Below are 18,833 nucleotides of genomic sequence, written 5' to 3' on the forward strand. Positions count from 1 at the left end.
AGGAGAAACCACATGAAAGCGTGGCGAGTCAACGAACTCGGCGAAGGCCGGGACGTGCTGTCGCTGGAAGAGGTCGACGATCCGGTCGCGGGCACCGGCCAGGTCCTGGTGAAGGTGCTGGCCGCTCCGGCGAACTTCCCCGATGTGCTCCTGTGCCGGGGCGAGTACCAGATCAAGCCGCCGCTGCCGTTCACCCCGGGCGTGGAACTGTGCGGAGTGGTGGTCGCGACCGGGGACGGTGTCACCCGGGCGGCGGTGGGCGACCGTGTCGTCGGCACCCCGGTGCTGCCGGGCGGTTCGTTCGCCGAGTTCGCGGTGATGGACCAGGCCAACGTGTTCGCCGCGCCCGCATCGCTCGACGACGCGGAGGCGGCGGCGCTGACGATCGGCTATCAGACGGCCTGGTTCGCCCTGCACCGTCGCACCCGCCTGGCAGCGGGAGACCACCTGCTCGTCCACGCCGCCGCGGGCGGCGTCGGCAGCGCCGCCGTACAACTCGGCAAGGCCGCCGGCGCCACGGTCGTCGGCGTCGTCGGTGGTCCCGAGAAAGTCCGGTACGCAACCGAACTCGGCGCCGACCTGGTCATCGACCGGCATACCGAGGATTTCGTCGCGGCGGTCAGGGAGTTCACCGGCGGGCACGGCGCCGACATCGTGTTCGACCCGGTCGGCGGTGAGGCCTACGCCGGCTCCACGAAATGCATCGCGTTCGAGGGCCGCATCGTCGTGGTCGGATTCGCCGGCGGCACGATCCCGCATCCCGGACTCAACCACGCCCTCATCAAGAACTACTCGATCGTCGGATTGCACTGGGGCCTCTACCAGTCGAAGAACCCGGCGGTGATCGACGACTGTCACCGCGAACTGACCCGCCTCGCCGACGAGGGTCTGCTGCGCCCGCTGATCGGTGAGCGACTCGGCTTCGCCGACGTCGCGGACGGGATCGGCCGGCTCGGCGACGGTTCGACGGTCGGCCGCCTCGTCTTCGCACCCTGACCACTCGACACCGACCCCGAACCGGTCAGGGACGTGACGGCGGACCGGGCCGCGGCGGCGGCACGGTCCACCCGGTACTGAGCGGGCCCCGACGATGTGCACCCCCACCCACGACGGGGGTGCGGCGCGGTGTCGGGGTGTCGGCCGAGGCGAGCTGATCCTCCACGGTGGCGGTGCCCGGCCCGAGCTCGAACGAATCGAGGTCGAGCATCCGGGCGTGGATGATGTGCCGATTACGCAGCGCCGACCGGACCGCGCGATGCAGGCCATCCTCGAGGTAGAGATCCCCGCGCCACCGCACCACATGGGAGAAGAGGTCACCGTAGAAGGTGGAGTCCTCGCTGAGCAGTTTGTCGAGGGCCAGCACCGTCGTCACCGTCGTCAGCTCGTCGAGCCGGAACTGGCGGGGCGGGATCTTCGCCCAGCCACGCGCCGACAGACCGTGCTCGGGGTAGGGCCTGCCCTCTCGCACACCCTTGAAGATCATCCGGCACTTCCTGAGCATCGACCGCCCGGTGGCGCACCGGCGACCTCGGGCGCGACCCCGGGTCGAGCGAGATACGCGCAACGGTTCGTAAGATGGACGTCACCTACTGTATTGCAGAGTCCGCGGATCGGGAGGTGTCACGTGTCCACTACCGACGATCGACGATTCGAGATCCTGCGCGCCATCGTGACCGACTTCGTGGACACCCAGGAGCCGATCGGGTCCAAGGCGCTGGTGGAACGGCATCAGCTCGGCGTCTCGAGCGCCACCGTGCGCAACGACATGGCGGTGCTGGAGGCGGAGGGATACATCGCCCAACCGCACACCAGTTCCGGGCGGGTGCCGACGGACAAGGGCTACCGGATGTTCGTCGACCGCATCAGCGAGATCAAGCCGCTGTCGGCCGCCGAGCGGCGGGCGATCCTGTCCGTGCTCGACTCCGGTGTCGACCTCGACGACGTGCTGCGGCGCTCGGTGAAACTGCTGGCCCAGCTGACCCGGCAGGTCGCGGTCATCCAGTATCCGGTGCTGTCCACGGCCACCGTCCGTCACCTCGAGGTCGTCTCTTTGTCCCCGTCGCGTCTGCTGCTGGTGGTGATCACCGACACCGGACGGGTCGAGCAGCGCATGGTGGCCCTCGGCGAGGACCTCGCCGAGGAGGACTACGTCCGGCTACGCGACATGTTCTCCGCGGCACTGCACGGTAAGCGCCTGGAAGCGGCGTCGGCGGCGGTCGCCGAACTGGCCAACGAGGCGCCCGACGACATCCGCGACGCCGTCATCAACGTCGCGACGGTCCTGGTGGAGACCCTCGTCGAACGTGGCGACGACCGGCTGGTGCTCGGCGGGACCTCGAACCTCGCACGGTCGGCGGCCGACTTCGCACCGGTGGCCGGCGGGATGGACTCGGTCCTCGACGCGCTCGAGGAACAGGTCGTGGTGCTCAAACTGCTCGCCACCACCCAGCGGATGGGACGGGTCACCGTGCAGATCGGAGAGGAGACCCGCACCGAGAACCTGCGTGGCACCTCGGTGGTGTCGACAGGGTACGGTGCTTCGGGCACGGTGTTCGGCAGCGTCGGCGTGGTGGGTCCCACACGCATGGACTATCCGGGAACAATCGCGTCCGTCGCAGCCGTTGCCAAGTACGTTGGTGAGGTCTTGGCCGATCGATGACCAGCGCGACCGCGTAATGCGGCGACGCGCCGACGGGGCCGGCGACGACCAGCGCCGGGCAGAGCAAGTGTGAGACGACAGGACCGAGACGACCGTGGCACGTGACTACTACGGAATCCTGGGTGTGGCCAAGGGAGCCACCGACCAGGAGATCAAGCGCGCCTACCGCAAGAAGGCGCGTGAACTGCACCCCGATGTGAATCCAGGGCAGGAAGAGCAGTTCAAGGAGGTGAGCACCGCCTACGAGGTGCTCTCCGACCCGGAGAAGCGACGCATCGTCGACGCGGGCGGTGACCCGCTGGCCGGCGCCGGCGCGGGTGGGTTCACCGGTGGCTTCGGCGGCGGCGGGCTCGGCGATGTCTTCGAGGCGTTCTTCGGTTCCGGTGGTGGCTTCGGCGGCGGTGGTTTCGGTTCCGGCCGCGGCCCTCGCAGCCGGGTGCAGCCCGGGGAACCGGCCCTCGTCGCCGTCGAGCTCGACCTCGAGGAATGCGCCGCCGGGGTGGCCAAGGAGATCACCGTGGACACCGCGATCCTGTGCGACCTGTGCAAGGGCGCCGGGACCAACGGCAAGTCGAAGACCATCACCTGCGACACCTGCAAGGGTGCCGGGGAGATCCAGGCCGTGCAGCGCTCCTTCCTCGGTCAGGTGATGACCGTTCGGGAATGCCCGACCTGCCACGGCGTGGGCGAGGTGATCCCCGACCCGTGCCACAAATGCGGTGGTGACGGTCGGGTCCGTTCGCGCCGGACCATGACCGTGAAGATCCCGGCCGGTATCGAGAGTGGCATGCGGGTGCGGTTGTCCGGCCAGGGCGAGGTCGGCCCCGGCGGTGGCCCGGCCGGCGACCTCTACGTCGAGGTCAGCGAACATCAGCACGACGTCTTCATCCGCGACAAGGACGACCTGCACTGCACCATCCGGGTGCCGATCGCCGACGCGGCGCTGGGGACCGAACTCGAGGTCGACACGATCCTCGACGGGACCGCACGCATCACCATCGCGCCGGGCACCCAGCCCGGGCACGTGGTCACCGTCCGGGGCCAGGGCATGCCGCATCTGAACACCGGGATGCGGGGCACCCTGCACGCCCATCTCGACGTGGTGGTGCCGACCAAACTCGATTCCGCACAGACCGAGGCACTCAAGGCGTTCCGCGCCGCCTCCGACACCCACGCCGAGGTCGTGTCCTCGGCGGGTGGTGCGGCGTCCGGCGGCCTGTTCTCGCGGCTGCGCAACGCGTTCGCGGGACGCTGATGTCGGTGCCGGTGCTGTCGGGGGCGCCTGCGTGAGCCCACCCCTGTTCTGGGTCGACGAGGTACCGCGGGCCGGCGCCGAGGTCACGCTCACCGGCGCCGAGGGACGGCATGCCGTCACCGTCACCCGCCTCACCACCGGCGAGACGTTGACCGTCGGGGACGGACGCGGCTCGATTGCCCACTGCGAGGTCACCGCGATCACCGGCAAGGACACCCTGATCGCGCGGGCACACACCTTCGCGTTCACCGACCCGCCGTGGCCGCGGGTCACCGTCGTGCAGGCGCTGCCGAAGTCGGAGCGCTCCGAACTCGCCGTCGACCTGGCCACCGAGGCCGGCGCCGACCGGATCGTGCCGTGGCAGGCCGCCCGGTGTGTGGCGCGCTGGGCGGGGAAGGCCGACAAGGGAGTCGCGAAGTGGTGTGCGGCCGCGTCGGCCGCCGCGAAGCAGAGCCGACGCGCCTGGATCCCGGAGATCACCCCGTTGGCGACCACCACCGAGGTGCGGGCACGCTGCAGCGACGTCATCGCCGCGGGCGGTGTCGTCGCGGTGCTGCACGAGGAGGGTGCGACACCGATCCGTGAGCTGTCGTTCACCGACACGCCCGAGGTCGTCCTCGTGATCGGCCCGGAAGGCGGCCTCGACGACACCGAGATCGCCGACCTGACCGCACTGGGCGCCACCTCGGTCATCCTGGGACCGGAGGTGTTGCGGACCTCGACCGCCGCCGCGGTCGCACTCGGCGCTCTGGGGGCGCTCACCGACCGGTGGGCCGTCCGGTGAGGACACCGCCGTGGTGAAGAAATCCGCCGTACATCGCACCAAGGTCGAATATGGCAACGCTCCATCGCAATTCGGCCACGTCTACCATTCCGTCGAGGCGGCGCCGGCCGAGATCCGGCCGATCGTGCTGATCCACGGCGGCTACTGGTCCACGGAGTTCGCCCTGACCATCCAGACCGCCATCGCCCGCCAATTCGCCGACCGCGGTGCACTGGTGTGGAACATCGAATACCGCCGCGTCGGCGAGGAGGGCGGCGGCTGGCCGTCGACGGGGCGAGATGTGCTCGCCGCGCTGCGGGCCCTCGACGGCCCGGTGCGCGACGCGGTGCCCACCGATATCGCCGACCGGATCAACTGGGGGTCGGTCGCCGTCGTCGGTCATTCGGCCGGGGGACAGCTGGCCGTGTGGTCGGTGGCGCAGTTGCGGGCCCGCACCGCGTCGTGTGCCATCACCACGGTGATCGCGCAGTCCGCGGCGCTCGACATCGAGGCGGGCGCGGACCGACCGTCGATCCGCCGACTGCTCGGCCGTCCGATCGACGAGATCCCGCACCGTTACCGCGACGCGTCGCCGATCCGTCAGGAGCCATTCGACGCGCACGTCGTCGCGCTGCACGCCGCCGACGACACCGCCATCCCCGTCGAGTCGAGCCGACGGTACGTGCGGACGGTCACCGAGTACGGCCAGTCCGCTGAACTCGTGGTGGTACCCGGGGAGGGGCACGATGCGTTCGTCGACCCGCGCAGTGCATGTTCGCGCCAGACCGTCCGCTTGCTCGGCATCTGAGCGCTGACCGTGCCCGCGACGAATCACTCCCGCTGATCACGGGTTCGAGCGCGATAGACTTGCAGAACACGGCGCCACCGGCGCCGACGACGACCCGCGAGGAGTGATTTCATACGTGAGTGACGACAACCCCGACGTGAGCACGCCGACGAGCAGGACTCCAGCGGGCCGATCCGTCACCGCCAACGTGGAAATCTCCCCCGAGGTGGTTTTCGGGCTGCTCGGCACCAGCGACGTGAATCTCCGGACCCTCGAACAGCTCCTGCCGGCCGACATCCATGTGCGGGGCAATCAGGTCACGCTCACCGGTACGCCCGCCGACGTCGCCGCATCGGAACGGGTGATCGCCGAACTCGTCGACCTCGTCGGGCGCGGCACCCCGCTGACTCCCGACCTGGTGCGCCACAGCGTCTCGATGCTGTCGGAGGGCACCGCGGAGTCGCCCGCCGACGTGCTGTCGCTGGACATCATCTCCCGGCGCGGCAAGACCATCCGGCCCAAGACGCTGAACCAGAAGCGCTACGTCGACGCGATCGACAACCACACCATCGTTTTCGGACTCGGCCCCGCCGGAACCGGCAAGACCTACCTGGCGATGGCCAAGGCCGTGCAGGCCCTGCAGTCGAAGTCGGTGAACCGGATAATCCTGACCCGCCCGGCCGTCGAGGCCGGTGAGCGTCTCGGGTTCCTGCCTGGCACCCTGAGCGAGAAGATCGACCCCTACCTGCGGCCGCTCTACGACGCGCTCCACGACATGCTCGACCCCGAATCGATCCCGAAGCTGATGGCCGCCGGGGTCATCGAGGTGGCGCCGCTGGCGTATATGCGGGGTAGGGCGCAACCGGTGTCGACCCGGGTGCTGACCCCCGAGGGTTTCCGGCCCATCGGTGACCTCGAGGTGGGCGATGAGGTCATCGGGTCGAACGGTGCGCCGACCGAAGTGCTCGGTGTGTATCCGCAGGGCTTCAAGGACATCGTTCGCGTGACCACGCAGGACGGTGCCTCCACCCTGTGCTCGACCGACCATCTGTGGTCGGTGTACACGCGAGCCGATCGCCGTCGGGGCAAAGGCCCGCGGGTGCTCACGGCGAAGGAGATGATCGGCAACCTGCGTGCCGCGCACCATCACCGCTACGAGCTTCCGCTGCTCAGTTCGCCGGTGGCCTTCGACGACCGGCCGGTACCCCTCGATCCGTATGCGCTCGGACTGATGCTCGGCGACGGGTCCATCGCCGGGAGGACCACACCGTCGTTCACAACCCGCGATCCGGAACTCGTCGATGCGCTCGAGACCAGATTCGTCCCGACGGATTACCTGCTCAATTCGGCGGACGTGCGCCTCGCCGTCCTGCAGGGCGTGCTCGACACCGACGGCGGCACGGTGGCGCAGGCGGGCCGCACCTGCCGAGTCCACTACCGGACCGTGTCCGAACGTCTGCGCGACGACGTGACGTTCCTCGTGCAGTCGCTCGGCGGGGTTGTCTCCCGAGGCGACTCGGGGATGCTCGACATCGAACTTCCCGACGGGCTGCCGCCGTTCCGACTGGGCCGCAAGATCGAGAAGTACTCGGCCCCCGCATTCAAGCACCCGAAGCGCTACATCGACAGCATCGACGAGGTCGGAACCGAAGAGGCAGTCTGCATCCGGGTGGCGGCCGAGGACTCGCTGTACGTCACCGAGGACTTCCTGCTGACCCACAACACGCTCAATGACGCGTTCATCATTCTCGACGAGGCGCAGAACACCACCGGCGAGCAGATGAAGATGTTCCTCACCCGTCTGGGGTTCGGATCGAAGGTGGTCGTGACCGGCGACGTCACGCAGGTCGATCTCCCGGGCGGAGCGCAGAGCGGTCTGATGGCCGCGACCCGTATCCTCGAGGGCATCGACGACATCAACTTCTCCCGCCTGACCAGTCAGGACGTCGTGCGCCACAGACTGGTCGCGCATATCGTCGACGCCTACGGGCGCGCGGAGGAGAGCGAGCGCGATGCCGGTCGGCTCCGCGACGCCGACCGACTGCCGGGCAACCGCGCCGCACGGCGTGCGGCCTCACACGGACGGCGCTCATGAGCATCGAACTGGCCAACGAATCCGGCGTCGAGGTCCCGGCCGAACTCATCATCGACGCGGCCCGCTTCGCGGTGGTGGCGATGGACGTCCACCCGGCCGCCGAACTCTCGGTGCTGTGTGTCGACGAGGACGCGATGGCCGACATGCACGTGCAGTGGATGGACCTGCCCGGACCGACCGACGTCATGAGTTTCCCGATGGACGAACTGGTCCCGGGCGGCCGACCCGATGCGGCCGAGCCCGGTCCGGCGATCCTCGGGGACATCGTGTTGTGTCCGGAGTTCGCAGCCAAGCAGGCGAAGGAGGCGCGCCGCTCGTTCGAACACGAACTCGCGATGCTAACCATCCACGGGGTGCTGCACCTGCTGGGCTACGACCATGCCGAACCGGACGAGGAGAAGGAGATGTTCGGGCTGCAGAACCGGATCCTCGAGGACTTCTACGCGCAGCGTCATCGTCGGGCCCAGGACAAGCGTCAGTCCGATCGGGACACCCGCCTGCTGACGAATATCGGATTCACCGAGTCCTCCCCGCCGGAGAACGCCGCGACCGAGGACGATTGATCGTGCCCGACGACGTGTGGTTCGTCGTTGCCGCGACGGTACTCATCGTGTTCGGCGGACTCTTCGCCGCGGTCGACGCGGCCCTGACCACGGTGTCGATGGCCCGGGTCGAGGACATGGTCAAGGAACAGCGGCCGGGTGCGCTCCGCCTCGCGAACGTGCTCGGCGCCCGCGGCACCTATGTCGGTCTCGCCGTGCTGATGCGCGTGGTGTGTGAGACGGCGTCCGTGGCGCTCGCGGCGCTCGTGGCCACCGACCTGTTCGGGGTGGGTTGGGGTCTGCTCGCAACGATCTTCGGCATGGCCGTGGTGTCCTACATCGCGATCGGGGTGGGGCCGCGCACCCTGGGCCGTCAACACGCCTACACCATCGGGCTGGCATCGGCGATCTTCCTGCAGGGCATCGGCATCCTGCTCAAACCGCTGACCCGGTTGCTCATCCTGCTCGGTAACGCCGTCACGCCCGGCAAGGGATTCCGCAACGGTCCGTTCGCCACCGAGGTCGAACTGCGTGAGGTCGTGGACTTGGCGGAGGCGAGCGGTGTGGTGGCCGCCGACGAACGCCGGATGATCCAGTCGGTGTTCGATCTCGGCGACACCAACGCCCGCGAGGTGATGGTCCCGCGGCCGGAGATGATCTGGATCGAGGCGGACAAGACCGCGGCGCAGGCGATGAATCTCGCGGTGCGATCCGGCCATTCGCGCATCCCGGTGATCGGGGAGAACCCCGACGACATCGTCGGCGTGGTCTACCTGAAGGATCTCGTCGCGGGCGGCGGCTCGATGTCGGCGCCGGTGAGCGACTTCATGCGCGACGCCGAGTTCATCCCGGACTCCAAGCCACTGGACAGGGTGCTGGCCGACATGCAGCGCACCCGAAACCACATGGCTCTGCTCGTCGACGAGTACGGCGGCATCGCCGGTCTGGTCACCATCGAGGACGTCCTCGAGGAGATCGTCGGCGAGATCAGCGACGAGTACGACGTCGACGAGGTGGCCCCGGTCGAGGACCTCGGCGACGGCCGCTACCGGGTGTCGGCGCGGCTGTCGGTCGAGGATCTTGGGGAACTCTTCGGACTCGACATCGACGACGACGAGGTGGACACCGTTGGCGGGCTGCTTGGTCTCGAACTCGGCCGTGTCCCTTTGCCGGGGGCCCAGGTGGACTCGCACGGCCTGCGGCTCGTCGCCGAGGGCGGGCCGAACCGGCGGGGGCGCCAACGCATCATCACGGTGCTCGTCGACCGGCTCGACGCGCCCGAGGACGAGGCCCTCGGCGACGACCCGCACGGCGACGACGCGCACGGCGACGACGCGCACGGCGACAGCGACGATGCGCGCGGCGATCGCGGACGCCGGGACGGCGGACACCGCAAGGATGCTCATCGGAAGAACGGACACCGCAAGGACCGTCGCTCTGACCGTCCCGGCGATACGGAATACTCCATGTCGACTCAGCCATCGACCCGGAGCGAGGACCGCACGTGACCACACCGCCCGACGGGCCCCCGGAACTGTCCGACGAGGACACCAAGCTCGTCGTGCTGGCCAGAGGTGCGCTCGCCCGTGCCGAGACCTCCACGTCCGCCGCCGTGCGTGACGGCGACGGGCGGACCTATGCCGGAGCCCCGGTGGCGGCACAGACGTTGTCGCTGACCGGCCTGCAGGTCGCGGTCGCCACCGCGTTGTCGAGCGGCGCCCGGTCGTTCGAGGCGGCCGTCCTGGTCAACGGTTCCCTCGACGATCCCGGTCTGGCCACCCTCGCCGAGTTCGGTGCCGGCGCCTACGCCGTGCTCACCGACGGCTCCGGCCACCCCGTCGGACGTCAGGACGTCGGGTGATGACAGAGTTTCGTTCCGGTTTCATCTGTTTCGTGGGCCGGCCCAACACCGGCAAGTCGACGCTGACCAATGCGCTGGTGGGGGAGAAGATCGCGATCACCTCCAACCGGCCGCAGACCACCCGCCACACCATCCGCGGCATCGTCAACCGCGACGACGCGCAGTTGATCCTCGTCGACACACCGGGACTGCACCGTCCGCGCACCCTGCTGGGCCAGCGGCTCAACGACCTGGTCCGCGACACCTACGCCGAGGTCGACGTCATCGGGGTGTGCGTGCCCGCCGACGAGGCGATCGGGCCGGGTGACCGCTGGATCGTGTCGCAGGTGCGCGAGATGGCCCCCAATACCACCGTGGTCGGCATCGTCACCAAGATCGACCGGGTCACCTCCGACAAGGTCGCCGCGCAACTCGTCGCGCTCGCCGAACTGCTCGGACCGACCTCAGAGGTGGTCCCGGTGTCGGCGAAGTCGGGCAAACAGCTCGACGTCCTGACCGACGTGCTGGTCGGACTGATGGAACCCGGGCCGGCCTTCTACCCGGAGGGCGAACTCACCGACGAACCCGAAGAAGTGCTGATGGCGGAGTTCATCCGCGAAGCGGCGCTCGAAGGTGTCCGTGATGAGCTGCCGCACTCGCTGGCGGTCGTCATCGAGGAGATCATTCCGCGCGACGACGAGAACGCGGACGGCGACGGACCGTCGATGGTCGACGTACACGCCATCCTCTACGTAGAGCGCGACAGTCAGAAGGGCATCGTGATCGGCCACCGCGGCTCCCGGCTCAAGGAGGTCGGGACCGTCGCCCGCGGCCAGATCGAGAAGCTGCTCGGCACCAAGGTCTACCTCGACCTGCACGTCAAGGTGGCCAAGGACTGGCAGCGCGACCCGAAGCAGTTGGGGCGGATGGGTTTCTGACCGGTCCGATACTCGCTCAGACCACTCGGGTCACCGGGCTGCATGTCGTAGTCGGGTGCTGTCGGTACCGGGTGGAAGAATGTGACGGTGAGGTTCTACCGGGATGAGGCCGTGGTGCTTCGCCAGCACAAGCTGGGCGAGGCCGATCGCATCATCACGCTGCTCACCGAGGAGCACGGTCTGGTGCGGGCGGTCGCCAAGGGCGTCCGCCGGACCCGGTCGAAATTCGGCGCCCGGCTCGAACCCTTCGCCCACATCGACGTCCACCTCTACCCCGGCCGCAATCTCGACGTGGTGACCCAGGTGCACACCCTGCACGCGTTCGCCGACGCCATAGTCGCCGACTACGGCCGCTACACCACCGCATGTGCGGTGCTCGAGACGGCCGAACGGCTCGCCGGTGAGGAACGTGCGCCCGCGGCGCAGCTGCACCGGCTCACGGTCGGGGCGTTGTCGGCGCTGGCCGCCCAGCGACGACCGAACGAACTCATCCTCGACGCCTATCTGTTGCGCGCGATGCACTGCGCCGGATGGATGCCCACGCTGGACGAATGCGCCCGATGTGGTGGTTCCGGACCGCATCGGGCGTTCCACGTCGCGGCGGGCGGGGCGGTCTGCACCCACTGCCGCCCACCCGGCTCGGCAACGCCGTCGCCCGGGGTCCTCGATCTGATGGACGCGCTGTTCCGCGGTCAGTGGGAACACACCGTCGGCATCAGTGCGTCGCTGCAGCGGCAGGCCAGCGGATTGACCGCGGCGCATCTGCAGTGGCATCTCGAGCGCCAGTTGCGAACCCTGCCGCTCATCGAACGTGAGGCACCTCATAGGCTGGTGGACACGGCGTGAGAGGAGACGGCTGATGGCGTTACGACCCGGTTCCCGTTCCGGGAAGCGACCGGCGTCGCCGGCACCGACCGTCGTCCGCCCTCCCGACCCGCACCCCAGCGGGGCCCGCCCGCCGAAACTGCAGCCCGAATTGATTCCCCGACACGTCGCCCTGGTGATGGACGGCAACGGACGGTGGGCGCAAGAGCGCGGCCTGCCCCGGACCGAAGGCCACAAACGCGGCGAGGCGGTCCTCATGGACGCCGTCTGCGGCTGCATCGAACTCGGCGTGACCTGGCTGTCGGCCTACGCGTTCTCCACCGAGAACTGGTCGCGCAGCCCCGACGAGGTCAAGTTCCTGATGGGCTTCAACCGCGACGTGATCCGGCGCCGGCGCGACGAGATGAACGAGATGGGGGTCCGGGTGCGGTGGGCCGGCCGGCGGCCACGGTTGTGGCGCAGCGTGATCCGTGAGCTCGAAGTGGCCGAGGAACTGACCAGGAACAACACCGTCATGACGCTCACGATGTGTGTCAACTACGGTGGCCGCGCCGAGATCGCCGACGCGGCAAAGGAAATCGCACGACGAGCGGCCGCGGGAGAGATCGACCCGGAGCGCATCACCGAGGCGTCCTTCGCCCGCTACCTCGACGAACCCGACATGCCCGACGTGGATCTGTTCCTGCGTCCCTCGGGTGAGCAACGGATCTCGAACTTCCTGCTGTGGCAGTCCGCCTACGCCGAGATGGTCTATCAGGAGAAGCTTTTTCCCGACTTCGACCGGCGTGACCTGTGGGCCGCCTGCGTCGAGTATGCGTCGCGGGATCGCCGGTTCGGCGGAGTGCAGCCCGCATGAGCGAGTCCACCGACGGCTCCCACACGCTGATGGCGCGCGTCGCCGAACTCGCCGACGAGATCGGTGTGGTCGGCGAGGCCGACGCCGAGTCGGTGGTCGTGCAGGTGGGACCCACCCGCGCGTCGTTGCGGGCGGTGACCTTGGCGCCTGGCTTGGAGGTGCTGACCATCACGCAGCTGGTCGCGGTCAACCTGCCCAACACCGACGATCTGCGCGATGACGTCGAATCCTGTGACGCCCAACTGAGTTTCGGTGCGCTGCGGCGGTCCGACCCGGCCGGCATCACCACCGATGTGCTTCTGTACTACACGTTTCCCGCGGGTTCCCTCGACGACATGCCCTTGCTGACGGTGATGCACATCGTGTTGTCGGCCGGGGCCGACGCGGCCGCCCGGCTAATCGGCACCTGATCGGGCACCGGCACGGCAGTCGGGGCAGAAGCCGAACACCTCGACGGTGTGGTTGATATCGGTGAACCCATGTTCGGCGGCCACCTTGGCGGCCCACTGCTCGACCGGATCGGCCTGCACCTCGATGGTGGTGCCGCACCGTCGGCACACCAAATGGTGATGGTGACCCGACGAGCAGTCCCGGTAGCGGGTCTCCCCGGACCCGTCCCACAGGATGTCGATCTGGCCGGACTGGCTCATCGCCTGCAGGTTGCGGTACACCGTGGTCAGACCGATCGACTCGCCGCGGGCCTTGAGCCGGTCGTGCAGTTCCTGTGCGGAGACGAAGTCGTCGCCCTCGGCGAGCGCCTCGGCGATGGCCGCCCGCTGTCGCGTCGACCGCTGTCCGGTCGCCGGTCGGTCGGCGTGGTGGGTGGTCACCGGCTACCGACCTCGCGCTCGGCAGCGGTGACCGATGCCGAGCGCGGTTCCATCGCGTGCGTGAGCGCGTCGGTGACGATGTGGGCGAGATGGTCGTCGACGAGTTCGTACATGATCTCGCGGCCGTTGCGCTGACCGCGGACCACGCCGGCGTCCTTGAGTACCCGCAGGTGCTGGCTCACCAACGGCTGGCTCAGTTGCAGCGATCCGACGAGTTCGTGGACGCACCGAGGGGCCTCGAGCAGGGCCAGGACGATCGCGATACGTGTGGGCGAGGCCAGCGCGCGCAGCAGGTCGCTCGCAGCCTCACGTGCCTGCTGATCGCTGACGTGGTCGGCCGGTCGGTCCACCTCGGCACCTCCGTTCGGCTCGGCGGGACACTGTCAGTCTAACGGAAATCGTTTTCAATCTGCTCCGGCCACCTCTCGGGACCGCCGGTCTCGTGTCAGCCGTCGGACCGGTGGCGATCCTCCTTTGTGGGGACGCCGTCGGGTCCATCGGTCGACAGCGCATAGGTCGCGATAGCGAAGCCGATGGCGGAGGCGTTCACCGCGAGGAGACCGGTGTTGACGTTCGCGACGTTGTCGTCGGGTCCGTGATAGTTGGGGTCGAAGGCCGTCCCGGTGTGGCCGCCCCACAGGTCTGCCTCGGCAGCAGACTTCTCTCGGTCTGATCCGGTCGTGAGCCCACCCACGGGGACGCCGATCTCCGCGAACGGCGCGTGGTCCGAGCGGCCGTCGAAGGCGGCGGGCTGCACCGGGACTCCACGGGACGCGAAGAACGCCGTGAACAGGTGCTCGATGCCGGCCGAGCCCGGTGGGCCGGCCCGCCCTCCCAGGCGTGCCGAGCCATCGCCGTCGTAGGTGAAATATCCGCCGTTGGGAGAGGCGAGCATGTCGAAGTTGAGGTAAAGCGCCACCGCGTCGCGCTCGGCGGGATCGAGCGAGTCGACGTAGCTCCTCGACCCCACCAGTCCGTCCTCTTCGGCACCCCAGAACGCAAACCGTACGGCGTGGGCGGCGCGCGGTGTCGATCCCAGCCGCAACGCGGTTTCCAGGAGAGCGGCTGTTCCGGTCGCGTTGTCATTGATCCCTGGCCCAGCGCGGACTCCGTCGAGGTGGGCCCCGGCGACCACCACATCGTCGGTGTCCCCGGTTCGGGTTTGTGCGATGACGCTGTGGGAGACGATCGGAGTGGTGGAGGCCGTCACCGACAGACTGACCGACGAGGCTCCGCCGACAGTGGCCCCGGAGTCTCGCGCGATCCCGACCACGGGGATCGAAGGGCGGTCGTCGACGCCCAGGGTGGCGCCGTTCAACGGACCCGCGGTGTTGTTCACCACGATCACCGCCACCGCGCCTGCCTCCTGTGCACGGTGCGCCTTGTCGGCGAACGTGCAGGTGCCACGGGTGATCACGGCGATCGAATCGCTCACCGCAGACGGATAGTCGGAGTCGGCACAACCATGCCCGGAGATCTCGACCGGCGTCGCGGTGAGCGTCTCGCCGCCGGTCCCGGCCGAGTAGCGCAGCACCTGCGAATCGACCCTGCCGCCGTCGGCGCCGAGTTGGACGGGACCGGAGTCGAAACGGGGAAACTCGAACTGCGGTGTCGATACCAGGTAGCCGGCGGCACGCAATCGGTCGGCGACATAGGCGAGGGAGGCGTCGTATCCGGACGTGCCGGCGGCGCGGTTGCCGCCGTCCGCGTCGGCGACCTGCTGCAGGGCGCGGATATGCGCCATCACATTGTCGACCGTGACCGCGTGGGCCAGGTCGTCGGGTGTGAGCGGTTCCACCGGCCGGATCGGTGGGCGTGCCATCGACGCCGACGATGGGCTCCCGGGTGGCGGTTCGTCATCGCCGGCGCAGCCGGTCGCGGCCATCGCGACTGCCATCAGCAGCACGAGGAGCCGACGGGCCGAACGTCCTCGCTCGGCTGCGCGGTGCGGTCCGGGCACGCGCCCCAGCGTAGTCAGTGCGAGTGAGGGTGACGATTCTTCGGCCGACACCCCCTGCGGCTACTCTGTATGGGTTGCCGGTTCGTCGCCGGACCAGCACCTGACCTGTCCCAACGTCCGTGGAGAGCGATTCATCGTGGCCGCCGCCCCGTCCAAAGTCGAAGCCGTCGTCAACCTCGCCAAGCGTCGAGGTCTGGTCTACCCGTGCGGCGAGATCTACGGCGGGACCCGTTCCGCCTGGGACTACGGTCCGCTGGGCGTGGAGCTCAAGGACAGCATCAAGCGGCAATGGTGGCGCACCATGGTCACCGGCCGCGACGACGTCGTCGGGCTCGACTCGTCGGTCATCCTGCCGCGGCAGGTGTGGGAGGCGTCGGGCCACGTCGAAGTGTTCACCGATCCGCTGGTGGAGTCGCTCTACACGCACAAGCGCTATCGGGCCGATCACCTCATCGAGGCCTACGAGGCCAAGCACGGGCGCCCACCGGCCAACGGGCTCGCCGACATCAACGACCCCGAGACCGGGCAGCCCGGTAAGTGGACCGAGCCGAAGGCGTTCTCCGGTCTGATGAAGACATTCCTCGGGCCGGTCGACGACGAGGAGGGCCTGCACTACCTGCGCCCGGAGACCGCGCAGGGCATCTTCGTCAACTTCAAGAACGTGATGACCACCGCGCGCAAGAAGCCGCCGTTCGGCATCGCCCAGATCGGCAAGAGCTTCCGCAACGAGATCACCCCGGGCAACTTCATCTTCCGCACTCGTGAGTTCGAGCAGATGGAGATGGAGTTCTTCGTCAAGCCGGGGGAGGACGAGCAGTGGCATCAGTACTGGATCGACGAGCGGTACAACTGGTATGTCGGACTCGGTATCAACCCGGAGAACCTGCGTCTCTTCGATCACCCCGAGGACAAGCTGTCGCACTATTCGAAACGCACCGTCGACATCGAGTACAACTTCGGCTTCCACGGCAACCCATGGGGTGAACTCGAGGGTGTGGCCAACCGCACCGACTTCGATCTGTCCACCCACTCCAAGCACTCCGGTGAGGATCTGTCCTTCTTCGATCAGGCCTCGGGGGAGCGCTACACCCCGTACGTGATCGAGCCGGCCGCCGGGCTCACCCGCTCGTTCATGGCCTTCCTCTGCGACGCCTACACCGAGGAGGAGGTGCCCAACGCCAAGGGCGGCACTGACACCCGCACCGTCTTGCGTCTCGACCGGCGGCTCGCCCCGGTGAAGGTGGCGGTCCTGCCGCTGTCGCGGAACGAGAAGCTGTCGCCGAAGGCCAAGGACCTCGCCGCCGAACTGCGCAAGCACTGGAGCGTCGAGTTCGACGACGCGCAGGGCATCGGCCGGCGGTATCGCCGTCAGGACGAGATCGGCACCCCGTTCTGCGTCACCATCGACTTCGACACGCTCGACGACCAGGCCGTCACGGTGCGCGAGCGCGACACCATGAGCCAGGAACGGGTCGCGCTCGACAAGGTTGTCGAATACCTCGGCGGCAAGCTGCTCGGCGCCTGACCGGGGCGAGTTCGCGCTCCGTCGTCGCTGCGTGCGACCTGCGGATTTCTGTCATAGTTGAGTTTGGAGTTTTGTCGTGCGGTTCGGACACGGGGTTCGGCGGGCGCGACGAGGAGAGTGAGTGCAGCAGTGACCGTCAGTGGCAAGGTCGTCCATTACGACGCGAATCGGGGATTCGGATTCCTCGCCCCGGAGTCGGGCGGCGCCGACGTCTTCCTGCACATCAACGACATCGACATCGATGAGGACGCGCTCAAGCCGGGCGCGAAGGTCGAGTTCGACATCGAGGAGACCGACCGCGGGACCAAGGCGGTCAACGTCGCGGTGACCGAGGCCGCTCCCGGCGACGATGCGCCGGCCGCGCGGGCTCATCGTCGCGACGACCGTCGCGACGACCGTCGCGATGGTCACGACCACGGCCGGTCGCACGACCGGGGTGATCGCGGTGACCGGGGTGACCGGTCCCGCCGGCCGCGCGGGGGTCACGGCGGCGGCGGCGCGCTCGACTCGTCGTCGTTCACCGAGGAACTCACCGAACTGCTGCTGGATTCGGCCGACGACCTCACCGCCGCCCAGATCGTCGCCGTCCGAGCGCGCATCACCGACTTCGCGGTCGCCCGGGGATGGGTGCTTGACTAGCGCACCGCCCACCGGCCGGTCGGCCGCGATCCCGGCGACGGCGTACTACGGGGATGAGGCCGTCGAACGGTTCGTGCCGGAGGCCGCCAAGGTGGCGAGCCTGCCGGGTACTCGCACCGATCACCGCAGCGACTACGCCCGGGACCGGGCGCGCGTCCTGCATTCGGCGGCGCTGCGCCGCCTGGCCGACAAGACCCAGGTCGTCGGCCCCCGCGAAGGCGACACGCCACGCACCCGTCTGACGCATTCGCTGGAGGTCGGACAGATCGGTCGAGGCATAGCGATCGGTCTGGGCTGTGAGCCCGACCTCGTGGAACTCGCCGGCCTGGCCCACGACATCGGGCATCCGCCCTACGGTCACAACGGTGAGCGGGCGCTGAACGAGGTCGCCGCCGACATCGGCGGTTTCGAGGGCAACGCGCAGAACCTGCGGATCCTCACCCGGCTCGAACCCAAGCTGCTCGATGCGCAGGGACGTAGCGCCGGCCTGAACCTGACGCGCGCCTCGCTCGACGCGACGCTCAAATACCCGTGGATGCGGCGGCCGCCGAAGGTCAAGTTCGGCGCCTACGACGACGACGCCGCCGCGCTGGCGTGGGTGCGCCGTGGTGCACCGGGCGACCGTCAGTGCATCGAGGCGCAGGTGATGGACTGGTCCGACGACGTGGCCTACTCTGTGCACGACCTCGAGGACGGGGTGATCGCCAACCGCATCGACCTGCGGACCCTGGGTGACCCCACCGATCAGATCGCGCTCGCCGAGATCGGGGTGCGGGAGTTCCCCGAACTCGAACCGGAACCTCTCATCGAGGCGGCAAACCGGTTGTCGCGCATGGAGATCGTCCGTGAGGTGGGTGTCTTCGACGGCAGCCTGGACGCGTCGGTGAAACTCAAGCGGCTCACCAGCGAGCTCATCGGCCGGTTCGCATCGGCCGCCATCACCGGCACCCGCAAAGCGGAGGGGGATCGTTCGCTGTCCCGCTACGACGCCAACCTCACAGTGGACCCGCGCGTCGCCTCGGAGGTTGCCATCCTCAAGACTCTGGCGCTGCGATTCATCTTCTCCAACGAGCGGCACAAGGCCAACCAGCAGCGACAGCGCGAACGTATCCACCGCGTCGCGGTCTGGCTGACCGCGGCGGCGCCCGGCGGGTTGGACCCGATCTTCGTCCCGCAATGGCACGACGCCCCCGACGACGGTGCCCGGCTGCGGATCATCGTCGACCAGATCGCGTCGATGACCGAGGGCCGCCTCGAACGCTCCGACAAGCAGAACTCGGGAGCACAGGCGCACCTGGGATAGGCGACGCGAGTCGGCC

At 68.6% G+C, this 18,833-nt stretch carries 20 protein-coding genes; 16 read left to right on the forward strand and 4 right to left on the reverse strand.

Annotated elements, in window-relative coordinates; translation table 11 throughout:
- Positions 1-12 precede the first annotated feature (12 nt).
- Entirely contained in the window at positions 13-996 is a 984-nt protein-coding gene (locus GORHZ_RS10055; protein ID WP_006332619.1) for an NADPH:quinone oxidoreductase family protein, read from the forward strand.
- Positions 997-1,021: 25 nt separating this feature from the next.
- Here the strand turns inward: GORHZ_RS10055 and GORHZ_RS10060 are convergent, their stop codons facing one another.
- Positions 1,022-1,483, reverse strand: a complete 462-nt coding sequence (locus GORHZ_RS10060) for a type II toxin-antitoxin system VapB family antitoxin (RefSeq protein WP_006332621.1) — start codon at positions 1,481-1,483, stop codon at positions 1,022-1,024.
- A gap of 141 nt (positions 1,484-1,624) precedes the next feature.
- Here GORHZ_RS10060 and hrcA point away from each other — a divergent pair, with 141 nt between their 5' ends.
- The 12 genes from hrcA to GORHZ_RS10120 all read left to right on the forward strand — a co-directional run bounded on the left by hrcA (position 1,625) and on the right by GORHZ_RS10120 (position 12,970).
- Entirely contained in the window at positions 1,625-2,659 is a 1,035-nt protein-coding gene (gene hrcA / locus GORHZ_RS10065; RefSeq protein ID WP_006332623.1) for a heat-inducible transcriptional repressor HrcA, read from the forward strand.
- 94 nt (positions 2,660-2,753) lie between these two features.
- Positions 2,754-3,914, forward strand: a complete 1,161-nt coding sequence (gene dnaJ, locus GORHZ_RS10070) for a molecular chaperone DnaJ (protein WP_006332625.1) — start codon at positions 2,754-2,756, stop codon at positions 3,912-3,914.
- A gap of 31 nt (positions 3,915-3,945) precedes the next feature.
- Complete coding sequence (locus tag GORHZ_RS10075) at positions 3,946-4,698, forward strand: 16S rRNA (uracil(1498)-N(3))-methyltransferase (protein ID WP_006332627.1); 753 nt, start codon at positions 3,946-3,948, stop codon at positions 4,696-4,698.
- A gap of 10 nt (positions 4,699-4,708) precedes the next feature.
- Positions 4,709-5,485 carry an alpha/beta hydrolase family protein gene (locus GORHZ_RS10080; protein WP_006332629.1) on the forward strand — a complete coding sequence of 259 codons (777 nt, stop codon included), beginning with the start codon at positions 4,709-4,711 and terminating at the stop codon, positions 5,483-5,485.
- Positions 5,486-5,600: 115 nt separating this feature from the next.
- Complete coding sequence (locus tag GORHZ_RS10085; protein ID WP_006332631.1) at positions 5,601-7,559, forward strand: PhoH family protein; 1,959 nt, start codon at positions 5,601-5,603, stop codon at positions 7,557-7,559.
- Complete coding sequence (ybeY, locus tag GORHZ_RS10090; RefSeq protein WP_006332633.1) at positions 7,556-8,122, forward strand: rRNA maturation RNase YbeY; 567 nt, start codon at positions 7,556-7,558, stop codon at positions 8,120-8,122. Before GORHZ_RS10085 ends, ybeY begins: the two co-directional genes overlap by 4 nt.
- Before the next feature lie 2 nt (positions 8,123-8,124).
- Positions 8,125-9,609, forward strand: a complete 1,485-nt coding sequence (locus GORHZ_RS10095) for a hemolysin family protein (RefSeq protein ID WP_006332636.1) — start codon at positions 8,125-8,127, stop codon at positions 9,607-9,609.
- On the forward strand, positions 9,606-9,962 hold the full coding sequence (locus tag GORHZ_RS10100; protein WP_006332638.1) for a cytidine deaminase-like protein: 357 nt from the start codon (positions 9,606-9,608) through the stop codon (positions 9,960-9,962). The genes GORHZ_RS10095 and GORHZ_RS10100 overlap by 4 nt, the downstream gene beginning before the upstream one ends.
- Positions 9,962-10,879 (forward strand): GTPase Era, encoded by a 918-nt coding sequence (gene era, locus GORHZ_RS10105; protein ID WP_006332640.1) that lies wholly within the window; start codon positions 9,962-9,964, stop codon positions 10,877-10,879. The genes GORHZ_RS10100 and era overlap by 1 nt, the downstream gene beginning before the upstream one ends.
- Positions 10,880-10,966: 87 nt before the next feature.
- Complete coding sequence (recO, locus tag GORHZ_RS10110) at positions 10,967-11,725, forward strand: DNA repair protein RecO (protein WP_040531165.1); 759 nt, start codon at positions 10,967-10,969, stop codon at positions 11,723-11,725.
- Positions 11,726-11,738: 13 nt separating this feature from the next.
- The gene (locus GORHZ_RS10115; RefSeq protein ID WP_006332643.1) at positions 11,739-12,560 is read left to right on the forward strand and encodes an isoprenyl transferase; all 822 of its coding nucleotides are present in this window, start codon (positions 11,739-11,741) and stop codon (positions 12,558-12,560) included.
- The gene (locus GORHZ_RS10120) at positions 12,557-12,970 is read left to right on the forward strand and encodes a hypothetical protein (protein WP_006332645.1); all 414 of its coding nucleotides are present in this window, start codon (positions 12,557-12,559) and stop codon (positions 12,968-12,970) included. The genes GORHZ_RS10115 and GORHZ_RS10120 overlap by 4 nt, the downstream gene beginning before the upstream one ends.
- Here GORHZ_RS10120 and GORHZ_RS10125 read toward each other — a convergent pair.
- The 3 genes from GORHZ_RS10125 to GORHZ_RS10135 form a co-directional block, all read right to left on the reverse strand.
- Entirely contained in the window at positions 12,956-13,390 is a 435-nt protein-coding gene (locus GORHZ_RS10125; RefSeq protein WP_006332647.1) for a Fur family transcriptional regulator, read from the reverse strand. The genes GORHZ_RS10120 and GORHZ_RS10125 overlap by 15 nt on opposite strands.
- Complete coding sequence (locus tag GORHZ_RS10130) at positions 13,387-13,740, reverse strand: ArsR/SmtB family transcription factor (RefSeq protein ID WP_006332649.1); 354 nt, start codon at positions 13,738-13,740, stop codon at positions 13,387-13,389. Before GORHZ_RS10130 ends, GORHZ_RS10125 begins: the two co-directional genes overlap by 4 nt.
- Positions 13,741-13,835: 95 nt before the next feature.
- Positions 13,836-15,350 carry a M20/M25/M40 family metallo-hydrolase gene (locus tag GORHZ_RS10135; RefSeq protein ID WP_306302417.1) on the reverse strand — a complete coding sequence of 505 codons (1,515 nt, stop codon included), beginning with the start codon at positions 15,348-15,350 and terminating at the stop codon, positions 13,836-13,838.
- 136 nt (positions 15,351-15,486) lie between these two features.
- Here GORHZ_RS10135 and GORHZ_RS10140 point away from each other — a divergent pair, with 136 nt between their 5' ends.
- The 3 genes from GORHZ_RS10140 (at position 15,487) to GORHZ_RS10150 (ending at position 18,817) form a co-directional block, all read left to right on the forward strand.
- Positions 15,487-16,875, forward strand: a complete 1,389-nt coding sequence (locus GORHZ_RS10140; protein ID WP_006332653.1) for a glycine--tRNA ligase — start codon at positions 15,487-15,489, stop codon at positions 16,873-16,875.
- A 129-nt stretch (positions 16,876-17,004) separates the two neighbouring features.
- Positions 17,005-17,514, forward strand: coding sequence for a cold-shock protein (locus GORHZ_RS10145; RefSeq protein ID WP_006332655.1), 510 nt, complete (start codon positions 17,005-17,007; stop codon positions 17,512-17,514).
- On the forward strand, positions 17,507-18,817 hold the full coding sequence (locus GORHZ_RS10150) for a deoxyguanosinetriphosphate triphosphohydrolase (protein ID WP_006332657.1): 1,311 nt from the start codon (positions 17,507-17,509) through the stop codon (positions 18,815-18,817). Before GORHZ_RS10145 ends, GORHZ_RS10150 begins: the two co-directional genes overlap by 8 nt.
- Positions 18,818-18,833: the final 16 nt, after the last annotated feature.

This window comes from Gordonia rhizosphera NBRC 16068, assembly GCF_000298195.1.
In the GTDB taxonomy this organism is placed as follows: Bacteria; Actinomycetota; Actinomycetes; order Mycobacteriales; family Mycobacteriaceae; genus Gordonia; species Gordonia rhizosphera.

Bases quoted from the DNA above. Each gene is read 5' to 3' on its own strand.
- GORHZ_RS10055 (WP_006332619.1), top strand. From the start codon at position 13: ATGAAAGCGTGGCGAGTCAACGAACTCGGCGAAGGCCGGGACGTGCTG.
- GORHZ_RS10060 (WP_006332621.1), bottom strand. From the start codon at position 1,483: ATGATCTTCAAGGGTGTGCGAGAGGGCAGGCCCTACCCCGAGCACGGT.
- ybeY (WP_006332633.1), top strand. From the start codon at position 7,556: ATGAGCATCGAACTGGCCAACGAATCCGGCGTCGAGGTCCCGGCCGAA.
- era (WP_006332640.1), top strand. From the start codon at position 9,962: ATGACAGAGTTTCGTTCCGGTTTCATCTGTTTCGTGGGCCGGCCCAAC.
- GORHZ_RS10115 (WP_006332643.1), top strand. From the start codon at position 11,739: ATGGCGTTACGACCCGGTTCCCGTTCCGGGAAGCGACCGGCGTCGCCG.
- GORHZ_RS10120 (WP_006332645.1), top strand. From the start codon at position 12,557: ATGAGCGAGTCCACCGACGGCTCCCACACGCTGATGGCGCGCGTCGCC.